Annotated in this window: 7 protein-coding genes and 2 pseudogenes; 7 read left to right on the plus strand and 2 right to left on the minus strand. The window is 68.9% G+C overall.

Translation table 11 applies throughout. The features are described 5' to 3' along the window. Both ACSAMQ_RS17145 and ACSAMQ_RS17150 read right to left on the minus strand, forming a co-directional pair. Positions 1-2,344 (minus strand): glycoside hydrolase family 65 protein (locus ACSAMQ_RS17145; protein WP_435396820.1); only part of this gene is annotated, 2,344 nt, incomplete at its 3' end. Between the two features lie 264 nt (positions 2,345-2,608). Further along, a complete protein-coding gene (locus tag ACSAMQ_RS17150) occupies positions 2,609-3,634 on the minus strand; it encodes a LacI family DNA-binding transcriptional regulator (RefSeq protein ID WP_435396821.1) in 1,026 nt (341 codons plus the stop codon). A 326-nt stretch (positions 3,635-3,960) separates the two neighbouring features. Here ACSAMQ_RS17150 and smc point away from each other — a divergent pair, with 326 nt between their 5' ends. The 7 genes and pseudogenes from smc to ACSAMQ_RS17185 all read left to right on the plus strand — a co-directional run bounded on the left by smc (position 3,961) and on the right by ACSAMQ_RS17185 (position 14,249). Further along, entirely contained in the window at positions 3,961-7,464 is a 3,504-nt protein-coding gene (gene smc, locus ACSAMQ_RS17155; RefSeq protein WP_435396822.1) for a chromosome segregation protein SMC, read from the plus strand. Between the two features lie 175 nt (positions 7,465-7,639). Beyond that, positions 7,640-8,410, plus strand: a complete 771-nt coding sequence (zipA, locus tag ACSAMQ_RS17160; RefSeq protein ID WP_435396823.1) for a cell division protein ZipA — start codon at positions 7,640-7,642, stop codon at positions 8,408-8,410. 842 nt (positions 8,411-9,252) lie between these two features. Next, positions 9,253-11,146 (plus strand): annotated as a pseudogene (gene ligA / locus ACSAMQ_RS17165) (NAD-dependent DNA ligase LigA); the annotation flags it as partial. A gap of 176 nt (positions 11,147-11,322) precedes the next feature. After that, positions 11,323-11,562: pseudogene (locus ACSAMQ_RS17170) on the plus strand (BRCT domain-containing protein); the annotation flags it as partial. Then, the gene (gene epmA / locus ACSAMQ_RS17175) at positions 11,559-12,545 is read left to right on the plus strand and encodes an EF-P lysine aminoacylase EpmA (RefSeq protein ID WP_435396824.1); all 987 of its coding nucleotides are present in this window, start codon (positions 11,559-11,561) and stop codon (positions 12,543-12,545) included. The pseudogene ACSAMQ_RS17170 and the gene epmA, both read left to right, overlap by 4 nt. A gap of 115 nt (positions 12,546-12,660) precedes the next feature. Next, positions 12,661-13,377 carry a DUF3011 domain-containing protein gene (locus tag ACSAMQ_RS17180; protein WP_435396825.1) on the plus strand — a complete coding sequence of 239 codons (717 nt, stop codon included), beginning with the start codon at positions 12,661-12,663 and terminating at the stop codon, positions 13,375-13,377. Between the two features lie 173 nt (positions 13,378-13,550). After that, a complete protein-coding gene (locus ACSAMQ_RS17185) occupies positions 13,551-14,249 on the plus strand; it encodes a DUF3011 domain-containing protein (protein ID WP_435396826.1) in 699 nt (232 codons plus the stop codon). Positions 14,250-14,333: the final 84 nt, after the last annotated feature.

Here is a 14,333-nt window from a genome sequence, read left to right on the forward strand (position 1 = left end):
GCGCCGCCAGCGGCGCGCGCAGGCTGGCCTCGGGGTTGAGTTCGACCCGGCGGCCTTCGTGCTCGATGGTCAGCGCGGCGCCTTCGAGCAAGCGGTATTCGACGCCGTCGCGGCCGACCCGCAGGCGCAGGCGGCGGCCCTGCCAGCGCAGGCCGAAGCCGTAGCCGTTCCAGCCGGCCGGCAGGGTCGGGGCGAAATGCAGGGTGCCGGCGACCGCGCGCAGCCCGGCGAAGCCGGACACCAGGCCGAGCCAGGTGCCGGCCAGGGCCGCCATGTGCACGCCGTGGTCGGTATTGCCGTGCAGGTCGTCGAGGTCGACGCGCAGGTTCTCGGCGAAATACCTCGCCGCCTGTTCGGCTTGGCCGACTTCGCTGGCGAGGATGCCGAACACCGAGGCCGACAAAGTCGAGTCGTGGGTGGTCACCGCTTCGTAGTAGTCGAAGCTGCGGCGCTTGACCTCGGCGGGAATGCCGTCGCCGGCCAACACCAGGGCCATGACCACGTCGGCCTGCTTGCAGACCTGGTGGCGGTAGAGGGTGAGCGGATGGAAGTCGAGCAACAACGGGCGGTGCTCGCCCTCGTGTTTCGGGAACGGCCAGCGCGGCTTGTCGAGGAAGGTGTCGTCCTGGGCATAGATGCCCAGGGCCTCGTCGTAATGCAGGAACATCGCCTCGCCGGCGCGGCGCCAGGTGTCGATTTCGTGCGCGTCTAGGCCGAGCCGCGCGGCCAGTTCGGCGGCCTGTTGCGGGCGTTCGTCGTGCAACTGCCGCCACACCCGCACGGCGCGCAGCAGATGCTGCTGGGCCATGCGGTTGGTATAGAAATTGTTGTCGACCAGGGCGGTGTATTCGTCCGGGCCGGTGACCTCGTGGATGCAGAAGGCGCCGCCGCGGCGCGGATTGAAATGGCCGATCTGCGGCCAGATGCGCGCGGTCTCGAACAGGATCTCGGCGCCGCTTTCGAGCAGGAAATCGAGATCGCCGGTGGCGTCGAGGTACAGGCCGACCGCGTACGCGACCGCGGCATTGATGTGATACGCGGCCGAGCCCGAGGGGTAGTGCGCCGAGCACTCGCCGCCGGTGATCGTGCGCCAGGGAAACAGTGCGCCGCGCGGATGGTTCATCTCGCGCGCATGCCGGCGCGCCGGCTCCAGCGCGAGGTAGCGCGCGTGCAGCATGGCGCGGGCGACCTCCGGCGCGGTGTACACCATCACCGGTAGCATGAAGGCCTCGGTGTCCCAGAAATAATGGCCTTCGTAGCCTTCGCCGGTGAGGCCCTTGGCGGCGGTGCCGTTGACGCCGTCGCGGCCGGCCGACTGCAGCAGGTGGAACAGGTTGAAGCGCAGCGCCTGTTCGGCCGAGGGGTCGCCGTCGATCGACAGCTCCGCGCCGTCCCAGAACTCGGCCAAGGCCGCGGTCTGGCGCGCGGCGAGGGCATCGAACCCGACGGCAACGGCGTCCGCGACCGCCCGCCGCGCGCGTTCGGCGAGTTCGCCGGCTTCGCTGCCGCTGCTGTAGGCGACGAATTTTTCCAGGGTGACCGCGGCGCCCGGCTGCAACTGGGTGTCGTAGCGCTGCAGCACGCGCTCGTCGCCGCGTTCGGCCGCGCCGAAACGCAGGCCGCCGTCGAGGCGGTGCGCCTGCGCGCAGGCCACGCGCACATCGCTGTGGCGGGTCGACTGCACGACCTGGGCGGCGTGCTCGTCGGCTTGCGCCGACAGCAATTGCAAGCCTTCCGACACGGCCACGCCGATGCGCGGGTCGTCGCCTTGTTCGGCGGCCTGGTGGCCGCATTCGATCGCTGAGGCCAGGCTCAGGGGGCCGGTGTAGTCGACCGATTCGACCCGGTAGCGGATCGCCAGCAGGTCGACGCCGGCGCACGCGCTGTCGAACGGCAGCACGCGCTCGGCCTGGATCTCCAGGGTCTGGCCCTGGGCGGTGCGCAGGCGCAGGCGGCGGCGCAGGCGGCCGCTGCGCAGATCGAGTTCGCGCTCGAACCTCAGCCACTGTGCGGCGTCGATATCGAGGCGTTGCTCGCCCAGCCAGACCGCGATGCGCTGGCCGTCGGCGACCGGCAGGCGGGTGTCGGTGCTGCGGGCGAATCCGGGGAGGCGCTCGTGGTAGTGGATCGGATGCTTTTCGTAGACCGCCGCCAGGAAGCTGCCGTCGCTGCCGCCGTCGGCTTCCTCGAAGCCGCCGCGTACGCCCAGCGAGCCGTTGGCGAGGGCGAACAGGGTTTCGTCGCGGCGGCGCTGGGCCGGGTCGAAGCGGTCCTGGCGCAGGCGCCAGGCGTCGGCTTCGGCGGGGGCTGGGGGGAGGTGCGGTGCGGCTTCGGGCTGGATCACGCGGCGGGGACCTGGGGGCGTCGTTGCCGCGGACCCTAGTGAGCCGTTGTTATCGATGTCAAGTTATCGATAACAATCAGCGCCGATAATGTGTCTCAGTGCCTGTTTCTGGCCACCGAAGCCCGTATTTTGTTGCAGCGCTTAAGCGAGCTGAATCAAGGGTTTGACCGATTGCTGCAGAGCGGGAGCGCCGGCTCGGCCTGGCGCCAGGCCGGCGAGGTTCGCGTTGCGATGCAGCATCGCGCTGCGCATCGCCCCGAGCGCTCAGGTGACGCGCGCCACCAGATGGGTCGGCAGGATCTCCGACTGCGCCGGACGGCCTTCGATCATCGCCAGGATCTTGCGCGCCAGCGACACCCCGGCGTCGACGAAGTTCTGATGGATCGAAGTCAGCGGCGGCAGATAGGTCGCGCCGAGCGGGGTGTCGTCGTAGCCGATCACCGACACGTCCTCCGGCACCCGCCGGCCGCGCTCGATCAGGGCGCGGATCGCGCCGATCGCCAGCAGGTCGCTGGCCGCGAACAGGGCGTCGAACTGCGGGTGCTCGTCGAGCAGGCTGTGCACCGCCTGGGCGCCGGCGCTGACGGTGAAATTGGCCACGGTCGGGGTCAGCGGCACGATCGCGTGCTCGGCCAGGGTCTCGACGAAACCCTCCAGGCGCTCGGCGAATTCGCCGTGGGCGCTATCGCCGAGGAATACCGGCCGGCGCCGGCCCAGGGCCAGGAAGCGCTCGGCGGCGAGCTTGCCGCCGCGGTGGTTGTCGCTGCCGACCACGACCTGGGTCTCGTGGCGGCTGACCGCGCCCCACACCACCATCGGCCGGCCCCAGCGCTGCACCTCGTGCATCGCGTCCTCGTGCGCGCCCTGGCCGAGCAGGATCACTCCGTCGGCGGCCTGCACGCTCGGCAGGGCGCCGCCCTGCAGCGAGGTCAGCAGCACGCTGTAGCCGGCCGAGGTCAGCTCCTGGCTGATGCCGCCGAGCAGGTCCAGCGGGTAGGAGCCGGACATCTGCCGCTCGACGGTCGGCTTCATCTCGACCACCACCGCCACGGTCATGCTGCGGCGCAGGCGCAGGTTGCGCGCGCTGATGTTGAACTGATAGCCCTGTCGTTCGGCGAGCTCCTTGATCCGGGCCCGGGTCTCGGGATTGACCAGGGGGCTGTCGCGCAGGGCGCGCGAGACGGTGATCGCCGAAACCCCGGCCAGTTCGGCCAGATCGGCCATGGTCAGGTGTTCGCCGGCCTTGCGGGCCGGATTGGGATCGCTCGGACGGCTGCTGCGAGAGCTCATGCGTGCCGTGTCACTCCCTGTCGTGGCGGCGGCGAAGCCGGTCGATTCGCCCAATCGCCCATGTTTACCATGAACCCGCGGCGGCACGGAGCCGGTCCGGCGCGGCGGCCGGCCATGGCGCGCTCCGGCCGAGCCGGCGGCGGGGCCGCCTGAGGCAGCGCTGAAGGCGTTCGCGGCGAGCCTTGCGCCGGCCCGCTATACTCGCGAGAGAGCGCCGTTCGAAGCGGTATCTCTTCCAGGTGATTCAATCACTTGGGTATGTTGTCTCATCCAATTTCACGTTTTCACGGCGGCGCCGCCCGGCGCGCCAGGGACCACACCCGCGCATGCGTCTGTCCACGATCAAGCTGTCCGGTTTCAAGTCCTTCGTCGATCCGACCACGCTGCACCTGCCCACCAACATGACCGGTGTGGTGGGGCCCAACGGCTGCGGCAAGTCGAACATCATCGACGCAGTGCGTTGGGTCATGGGCGAGAGCTCGGCCAGCCGCCTGCGCGGCGACTCGCTGACCGACGTGATCTTCGCCGGCTCCTCGGCGCGCAAGCCGGTCTCGCAGGCGATGGTCGAGCTGATCTTCGACAACTCCGACCACACCATCACCGGCGAATTCGCCGCGTTCAACGAGATCTCGGTCAAGCGCACGGTCAGCCGCGACGGCACCAGCCAGTACTACCTCAACGGCGGCAAATGCCGCCGTCGCGACATCACCGACCTGTTCCTCGGCACCGGCCTGGGGCCGCGCAGCTACTCGATCATCGAGCAGGGCATGATCAGCCAGATCATCGAGGCCAAGCCCGAAGACCTGCGCGTGTACCTCGAGGAAGCCGCCGGCATTTCCAAGTACAAGGAACGGCGCAAGGAAACCGAAACCCGCATCCGCCACACCCGCGAGAACCTCGACCGCCTCAACGATCTGCGCGAGGAAGTCGGCAAGCAGCTCGAACACCTGCGCCGGCAGGCCCGCCAGGCCGAGCAGTACCAGGCGATCCAGGCCGAGCGCAAGGTCAAGGACGTGGAGTGGAAGGCGCTGGAATACCGCGCCCTCGACCAGAAGCTGCAGAGCCAGCGCGAGCGCCTGTCGCAGCAGGAGACCCGCCTGCAGCAATTGATCGCCGAGCAGCGCGAGGCCGAGCGCGAACTCGAGACCGGCCGCGTGCGCCGCGAAGAAGCCGCCGAAGCGCTGAACAAGGCGCAGGCCGCGAGCTACGAGGTCGGCGGCGTGCTGGCCCGGGTCGAACAACAGATCCAGCACCAGCGCGAAATGTCCGGCCGCCTGCACAAGGCGCGCGACGAGGCGCTGGCGGCGCTGGCCGAGCTCGGCGAACACATCGGCAGCGACCAGGCGCGCCTGGACGTGCTGCTGGCCGCGGTCGCCGAGGCCGAGCCGCGCATCGAGATGATGCGCGAGGACGACGAGGCGCGTCAGGAAGCGCTGCGCGATGCCGAAACCCGGCTCAATGACTGGCAGCAGCGGTGGGACGCGCACAGCCGCGAACAGGCCGAGGCCGCGCGCGCGGCCGACGTCGAACGCACCCGGCTGGAAGGCCTGGACCGGCAGACGCTAGAAGCCGACCGCCGCCGCCAGGCGATGCTCGCCGAGCGCACCGGCCTGGACGTCGCCGCGCTCGCCGAGGCCTTCGAGCAATTGCAGAGCCAGCACGACCTGCAGAAGGAATCGCTGGAGAGCCTGACCGACGAACTGGAAGCGCGTAAGAGCACGGTTTCGGACCTGCAGGAGCAACAGCGCGCGACCCAGAACCAGTTGGCCGAGGTGCGCAAGCAGGCGCAGACCTCGCGCGGTCGGCTGTCCTCGCTGGAAACCCTCCAGCAGGCCGCGCTCGGCCTGGAACAGGGCGCCGCGCTGACCTGGCTGCAGGCGCGCGGGCTGGACTCGGCGCAACGCGTCGGCGAAACCCTGAGCGTCGAGGCGGGCTGGGAAAACGCGGTCGAAAGCGCGCTCGGCCAGTTGATCGAAGGCGTGCTGGTCGAGGCACCGGAAACCCTGGTCGATGCGATCGGCGAACTCGGCGAAGGCCGCCTGACCCTGGTCTCGCCGGCGCGCGACGACAGCGTCTACCCGCCGACCTCGCTGGCCTCGAAGGTGCAGGGGCCGGCGGCGATCCGCCGGCTGCTGTCGCGCCTGCACGGGGCCGACGACCTGGCCGCGGCGCGCGCGCTGCAGCCCTCGCTGGGCGCGGAAGAAACCGTGATCACCCGCAACGGCGAGCGCCTCGGCGCCGGCTGGGTGCGGGTGCTGCGTTCGGGCGCGGCCAAGCAGGGCGCGCTGCTGCGCGAACGCGAGATCCAGAGCCTGCGCGCCGAGATCGAAACCCTGCAGAACCGCGAACGCGAACTCGAACAGGCCCAGATCCAGTTGCGCGACCGCCTGCTGGCGTCCGAGCAGCAGCGCGAGGACGCCCAGCGCACTCTGTACATGGCCCACCGTGGCGTGTCCGAACTCGCCGGCCAGTTGCAGAGCCACCAGGGCCGCCTGGATTCGGCGCGCAACCGCATCGAGAAGATCGACGCCGAGCTCGAGCAACTGCTGCTCCTGATCGACGCCGGCGGCGAGCAGGCGCGCGAAGCGCGCACCCGCCAGGAAGCGGCGATCGAGCGCATGGGCGAGCTGGAAGACGCCCGCCTCGAACTCGAATCCGAACGCCGCCGCCTGTTCGAGGCGCGCGACGCCGCCCGCAACGCCGCGCGCGAATCGCGCGACGCCGCGCATGCCCTGAGCCTGACCCTGGAGACCCAGCGCGCCCAGATCGCCGGCCTGAGCCAGGCGCTGGAACGCATGGGCGGCCAACGCGGCCAGCTCGATTCGCGCCTGGGCGAGCTGTCGGCGCAGCTCGCCGACGGCGACCAGCCGGTCGTCGCGCTGGAAGAGCAACGCCAGGTCGCGCTGGAACAGCGCGTCGTCGCCGAACACGACCTGACCGCCGCGCGCACCGCGCTCGACGGCATCGACAACGACCTGCGCAAGTTCGAGCAGACCCGCCAGCAACGCGACGAGCAGGCCCTGCAGCAGCGCGAGGCCATCGGCCAGCGCCGCCTCGAACAGCAGGCTCTGGTGCTCAAGGCCGAAACCCTGACCAGCGCCATCGCCGAGGCCGGCGCGGTGCTGGAAGACGTGGTCAACGGGCTCGACGAGAACGCCGAGCCGCAAACCTGGGAACGCACGGTCGCCGAACTCGACGGCAAGCTGCGCCGCCTGGAACCGGTCAACCTGGCGGCGATCGCCGAGCACGCCGAGGCGGCGCAGCGCAAGGACTATCTCGACGCCCAGTTCGCCGACCTCAACACCGCGCTCGAAACCCTGGAAGACGCGATCCGCAAGATCGACCGCGAGACCCGCGGCCGCTTCAAGGACACCTTCGACCGGGTCAATTCCGGCGTGCAGGAGCTGTATCCGCGTTTGTTCGGCGGCGGCCACGCCTACCTCGAACTGACCGGCGAGGACCTGCTCGACACCGGCGTGGCGATCATGGCGCGCCCGCCCGGCAAGCGCGTGTCGAACATCTCGCTGCTGTCCGGCGGCGAGAAGGCGATGACCGCGGTGGCGCTGGTGTTCGCGATCTTCCGTTTGAACCCGGCGCCGTTCTGTCTGCTCGACGAGGTCGATGCGCCGCTCGACGAAGCCAACGTCGGCCGCTTCACCGCGATGGTCAGCGAGATGAGCGAACAGGTACAGTTCCTGTTCGTGAGCCACAACAAGGCGACGATGGAAGCCGCGCAACAACTTTCCGGCGTGACCATGCGCGAGCCCGGCGTCAGCCGTCTCGTGTCGGTCGACCTGGCCGAGGCCACGCGCCTGGCCGGCGCGGCCTGAGCCGCGCCGCCGGGATGAATGATTCGGGACGCGGGCCGGGCGCAAGCCGTAGCCTTCGTCGTATTCGTGATTAAGTTCGGGAGTCGGGACAGGACAGGGAATCGAGAGCCGGCGCAGCCGCTTTGACGAATCCCGAATCGCCAGTCCCGGATCCCCGCATCAAAAGGAGCCACCGATGTCCGACGTGACCCTGCTGCGGATCGGCATTCTAATCGCCGGTCTGATACTGATCGGCGCGATCGTGTTCTTCGGCCGTCCGCGCAAGCCGGGGCAGGGCAAGCGCGTCGCCCGCGAGGACGCGCCGCGTACCGGCGAGCGCAAGCCCGGTACCCGCCAGGAGCCCTCGCTGGGCGAGCAGATCGAAAACGAACTCGGCGACGCCGCGGCGGCGCCGGGCGAGGCCACCACCCAGGCCGAGCTGGAACTGTTCGACCGCACCCTGGAAGGCGGCGCCAACGCCGCCAACAGCGACCTCGGCCGCCGCGTCAGCGAAGAGTTCGACAAGATCGTGACCCTGTACCTGGCGGCGCGCGCCGGGCAGAAACTGCACGGACCCGACATCGTGGTCGCTGCCGAGAAGGCCGGCCTGGTCTACGGCCACATGGGCGTGTTCCACCGCCTGGTCGAGGGCCACCCCGAGCGCGGCCCGGTGTTCAGCGTCGCCAACATCATGAAGCCCGGCAGCTTCGACATGGCGACGATCCAGTCGCTGGAAACCCCGGCGGTCGCGTTCTTCCTGACCTTGCCGGCGCCGATCCCGGCGCTCGACGCCTGGGAGACCATGTTGCCGACCGCGCAGCGCATGGCCGAGCTGCTCGATGCGGTGGTGCTGGACGAGCAGCGCAACGCGCTTGGCCGCCAGCGCATCGCGCATTTGCGCGACGAATTGCGTGCCTACGACCGGCAGCGCGAGGCGCCGCCGTTGAGCAAGCCGACGCGCTGGTGAATCGTCGGCGGCTTGCGCTGCGCTGGTCTCTGGATTCGGCGATCTGCGGTTTTCGTTGCCGTTGCTGTCGTTGCTGTCGTTGCTGTCGCTGCTACCCCGGTAGGAGCGACGTGAGTCGCGACCACGGGACGCGCAGAGACCACAAGGCCGATGTGGCCCATCGAAGCGGCGTGCTCTCGCCAGGGTAGGAGCGGCGCAAGCCGCGACATCGCTGCGGCGGACTTGCAGCGCTTCTTTCATTCAATAGATCAAGATCAAATCCAAAGCTTCCGCCACTAAAGCGGCGGGTTACTTTCTTTTGTCTAAAGCAACAAAAGAAAGGTAACCAAAGAAAAATGCTTCTTTTTGAATCACAAGCCCGCACGAGCGGTGCATTCGCGGGGATTTTTCATACGGGACATCCCTGTCCCGATGAAAAACGGCCCGCATCCCTGCGGGCCGCCCTCCGGGTCTTCTTTAGCCTTCGCTAGTGCGGGGCGGCGCACTGCAACAGCAAAATCCTGACGGCAACTGCAACTGCAACTGCAACTGCAACTACAACGCCGGCATTGGCAGGCGGAAGCTCGCCGCCGCGGGCGATCCGAAGACTAATCCTCCAACGCAGGCCCAATCCCGGCCGAAGGATTCCCCCTTTGAAAAAGGGGGGCAGGGGGGATTTGCTTCTGCTCTCCAGATCGCCCCGGTGCCCCTGCCGTCGCGCCTGCGGCGACGCCGGGCATCCACAATCGTGCGAATCCCGTTCAAAATGCCGTCGCCCCGCCGCATCGGCAGCGCCAGGACTCCCGCCCGTGACGACCGAATCCAAGAAAGACGCCGCCCAGGCCGCGAAGCGCGCCGCCGAGCTGCATCGCCAGCTCGAAGACGCCAATTATCGTTATTACGTGCTCGACGACCCGACCCTGGCCGACGCCGAATACGACCGCCTGCTGCGCGAGCTCGAGGCGCTGGAAGCCGCGCATCCGCAGCTCGCCACGCCCGATTCGCCGACCCAGCGCGTCGGCACGGCGCCCTCGGGCGCGTTCGCCGAGGTCCGCCATGCGGTGCCGATGCTGTCGCTCGGCAATGCCTTCGCCGACGAGGAAGTGGCCGATTTCGTCCGCCGCATCGAGGAACGTCTGGATCGCGGCGCGCCTGAATTCTCGGTCGAACCCAAGCTCGACGGCCTGGCGATCAGCCTGCGCTACGAGAACGGCCGCTTCGTCCAGGGCGCGACCCGTGGCGATGGCGCTACCGGGGAGGACGTGACCCAGAACCTGCGCACCATCAACGCCATTCCGATGCGCCTGCGCGGCGAGCGCTGGCCGCCGGTGCTGGAAGTCCGCGGCGAAATCTACATGCCGCTGGCCGCGTTCAAGGCCTACAACGAAAAAGCCCTGAGCGAGGGCGGCAAGGTCCTGGCCAACCCGCGCAACGGCGCCGCCGGTTCGCTGCGCCAACTCGATCCCCGCATCACCAAGCAGCGGCCCCTGGCGTTCTACGCCTATGCGGTCGGCCTGGTCGAAGGCTACGAGCTGCCGCCGACCCATTCGGCGACCCTGAAGCAACTGCGCGATTGGGGCTTCCCGGTCAGCGGCGAGAGCGGCGTGGTGGCCGGTACCGAGGGCCTGCTCGGGTATTACCGGCAGATGGGCGCCAAGCGCGATACCTTGCCGTTCGACATCGACGGCGTGGTCTACAAGCTCGACGATTACGCCGGCCAGCGCGAGATGGGCTTCGTCTCGCGCGCACCGCGCTGGGCGATCGCGCACAAGTTCCCGGCCCAGGAGCAGTCGACCTTGCTCGAGGGCATCGACATCCAGATCGGCCGGACCGGCGCGGCCACGCCGGTGGCGCGGCTCAAGCCGGTGCAGGTGGCCGGCGTGGTGGTGACCAACGCGACCTTGCACAACGCCGACCAGATCGCCCGCCTCGACGTGCGCATCGGCGACACCGTGATCGTGCGCCGGGCCGGCGACGTGATTCCGGAAATCGTCCGGGTGGTGCCCGAATACCGCGACCCGAACGCGCCGCAGTGGCAGATGCCGGGCGAATGCCCGGTATGCGGTTCGCAGATCGTGCGCGAAGAGGACGGCGTGGTGTGGCGCTGCTCGGGCGAGCTGACCTGCGCGGCGCAGCGCAAGGAGGCGATCCGTCATTTCGCCTCGCGCCGGGCGATGGACATCGAAGGCCTCGGCGACCGCTATATCGAAGACCTGTCCGACCTGGGCTATCTGCAATCGGTCGCCGACCTGTACAAACTCGGGCTCGAAGACCTGCTGCAGATGAAGCGCCGCGCCGAGGAACGCGACGGCACCACGCCCGAGACGGTCAAGGCCGGCAAGGTCGCGACCAAGTGGGCCGACAACCTCATCGAGGCGATCGACCGCAGCCGCGATACCACCCTCGAACGCTTTCTGTTCGCGCTCGGCATCCAGCACGTGGGCGAGAGCACGGCCAAGGCCTTGTCGGCCTGGTTCGGCGATCTCGAACTGATCCGGCGCCTGCCGTGGCCGCTGTTCAAGCGCGTGCCCGACGTCGGCGGCGAGGTCGCGCGTTCGCTCGGCCATTTCTTCGACCAGCCCGGCAACCAGCAGGTCATCGACGACTTGCTGGCGCGCAAGGTCAAGATCGGCGACGCTCACGCGCCGTCGCCGAAACTGCGCGAAGGCCTGAACCTGGCGACCTTGCTGGTCGACATGGAGATTCCCAAGGTCACCCGGATCCGCGCCGATCAACTCGCGGCCGCGTTCGGCAGCGCCGAGAAACTGCGCGATGCGCCGGAGCACGCCTACGTCGCTGCGGGCCTGCCGGCCGACAGCGCCCAGGTGCTGGCATCGTGGTTGAGCGTGGACGAGAACGCGCTGCTGCTGTCGCGGGTGGGCGAAGCGCTGCAGCGCCTGGATGTATTGACGCCGGCGGCATCGGCGGCGGCGAGCGGCCCGCTCGACGGCCAGACCGCAGTGTTGACCGGCAGCCTGACCGCGCTCACCCGCGACGAGGCCAAGACCCGGCTCGAAGCCCTCGGGGCCAAGGTCGCCGGCAGCGTATCGAAGAAGACCAGCTTCGTCGTCGCCGGCGAGGCCGCCGGGTCCAAGCTCGACAAAGCCCAGGAACTCGGGGTCGAAATCTGGGACGAAGCCAAGCTGCTCGAGTTCCTGGCCGAGCACGAATGAGCGGCGACTTGCAGTGGCGGCCATCGGCCTCGTTCGAGGCCTTGCGCTTGCGCGCGCGGCTCAACGCGGCGATCCGCGCCTTCTTCGCCGAACGAGGGGTGATAGAGGTCGAGACCCCGGTGTTGTCGGTCGCCGGCAACACCGATCCCAACATCGCCTCGTTTTCCCTGCAGTTCAGCGGACGCACCGAGGGTGCGCCGCGCACGCGCTGGCTGCGCACCTCGCCGGAGTTCCCGCTCAAGCGCCTGCTCGCGGCCGGTTTCGGCGACTGCTACGAACTCGGCCGGGTGTTCCGCGACGGCGAAGCCGGCGGCCGCCACAATCCTGAGTTCAGCATGCTCGAGTGGTATCGGATCGGTTGGGATCATCGCCGTCTGATCGGGGAAACCGCGGCGCTGGTGCGCACCGCCCTGGGCCTGGTCGGGCGCGACGCCGCGCTGCAGACGATCACCTACCGCGATCTGTATCGGCAGCGTCTCGGTCTCGACCCGTTCACCGCCGACGACAGCGTCCTGCGTGCGGCGCTCGGCGAGGTGGTCATCGATCCGCAGGGCTTGAACCGCGACGACTGGCTCGACCTGCTGATGACTCATCGCCTGCAGCCGACTTTCGCCGCCGACGGTCTGCTGGCGGTGCACGATTACCCGGCCTCGCAATGCGCCTTGGCGCGCTTGCGCGACGACGGCGACGGTTGGCCGGTGGCCGAACGCTTCGAGCTTTATCTGGGCCCGCTGGAATTGGCCAACGGCTACCATGAACTCGCCGATTCGGCCGAGCAGGGCGCCCGTTTCGATCGCGACCGCGCGCTGCGCGCCGAACGCGGCGTGCCGGCGCCGCCGCGCGACGAGGCCTTGCTGGCCGCGCTCGCGGGCGGTTTCCCGGCCTGCGCCGGGGTCGCCCTCGGCACAGACCGCCTGCTGATGGCGATGCTCGGCACCGGCCGCATCGCCGATGTGCTGAGTTTCGATTTCACGCGCGCGTAACCGCGATGAACCCCGCATGCGGCCGCGAACGGCAATGGCCGCGTTTTGATTGCAGTTTCATCGATCACGGTTAGAGTGATCGTGTCGGCTGCGGGGGACATGCATGCGTGGTGTGATGATCGCGATCCAATGGCTGGCCTTCGCCGGCCTGGCATGCACGCAGGCCCGCGCAGAGCCGGTGGGCGAGCGCCTGTACGGCGGCCGCCTGTTGCGCTGCGCCTCGAGCGGCGAAGAAGTCGTGCGCTGCCCGGCCGATACCCGCGAAGGCGTGCGCCTGGTCCATCGCACTTCCGGCAAGCCCTGCGTCGAGGGCACCAGCTGGGGCGCCGACCGCGGCGGCGTGTGGGTGTCGCAGGGCTGCGCGGCGGATTTCGTGCTCGGCAAAGGCGGCAGCGGCCGCGACAGCACCACCGGCGCGCGAGTGATCAAGTGCGAGTCGCGCGGCGGCCGCTGGAATCATTGTCCGGCCAAGATCGGCGAGGGCGCGGTGCTGGCCCAGCAACTTTCCAAACAACCTTGCCTGCGCAATCAAAGTTGGGGCGTCGACAAACAGGGCATCTGGGTCTCGGGCGGTTGCCGCGCCGAGTTCCGGCTGCTCGGCGCCGACGAACCCGCAGCGCAGGCGCGCAAGCCCTTGCTGCGTTGCGAATCGCAGGACCGGCGCGCCCGCCGCTGCGATGTCGAAACCGGGCTCGGCGTGCGCATGGTCAAGCAGTTGTCGAAGACCGAATGCATCGAAGGCCGCAGTTGGGGCTACGACGCGCACGGGGTCTGGGTCGAGGACGGCTGCCGCGCCGACTTCGAACTCGACTACCGCCGCAACGGCGGATGATGCGCCGGCCGTCCGCGGGCCGCATTCGCGGGTGTGCGCGCTGCACTGCAACAACAGCGCAAGCTAAGCGACTCATGAACGTTTTTGGCTCTCCACCGCAAAGGGCGAAGATCTTGAGCTGGCGTTAAGCGGGTTCAGATAGAGTCCTTGGCACATTGACAAGGAGCACGAACATGTCCGCACGCATTCTTTCCGGTCTAGGTTTGATGGTCGGCCTCGGCATGGCCGCCGGCACGGCCCAGGCTGCGCCGCAGTACGACGATTACGGTTACAACAACGTGATCCGTTGCGAATCCACCGACAGCCGCGAGCGTCGTTGCGATGCCGACACGCGCGGCGGGGTACAGCTCAGCCGGCAGTTGTCGAAAGCCTCCTGTAGCCAGGGCCGCAGTTGGGGTTACGACCGCTCGGGCATCTGGGTGAGAGAAGGTTGCCGCGCCGAGTTCACCCTCGGCCGAGGTGGCGGTGGCGGCTGGAATGGCGGCGGCGGTGGCTGGAACGGCGGCGGCAGCGGCGAAGTGGTGCGCTGCGACTCCAACGACAATCGCCCGCGCACCTGCCGCATCGACGGCAACCGCGCACGCCTGCAGCGGCAGATTTCGAGCTCGCCCTGCATCGAGGGCCGCACCTGGGGTTCGCGCCCCGGCGAGGTCTGGGTCAGCGAGGGTTGCCGTGCCGAATTCGTCGCCTCGCGCGGCGGCGGCGGTGGCGGCTGGAACGGCGGTGGCGGCGGGTGGGGCGGCGGCGGGCAGGAAGTCAGCTGCGAGTCGCGCAACAATCGCCAGAATCGCTGCAACATGTCGGTGCGCCGCGATGTGCGCCTGATCAAGCAGAACTCCGGTTCGCCGCGCAACAGACATCGCTGCCTATAATCAGCCGATGGAACCTGCCTGGCTAGAAAGCGCGACCGCATGGATCGCGGCCAATCCGATCGCCGCAGGCATCGTGATCTTCCT

The organism is Lysobacter sp. 1R34A (genome assembly GCF_051217035.1).
Lineage (GTDB): Bacteria > Pseudomonadota > Gammaproteobacteria > Xanthomonadales > Xanthomonadaceae > Lysobacter.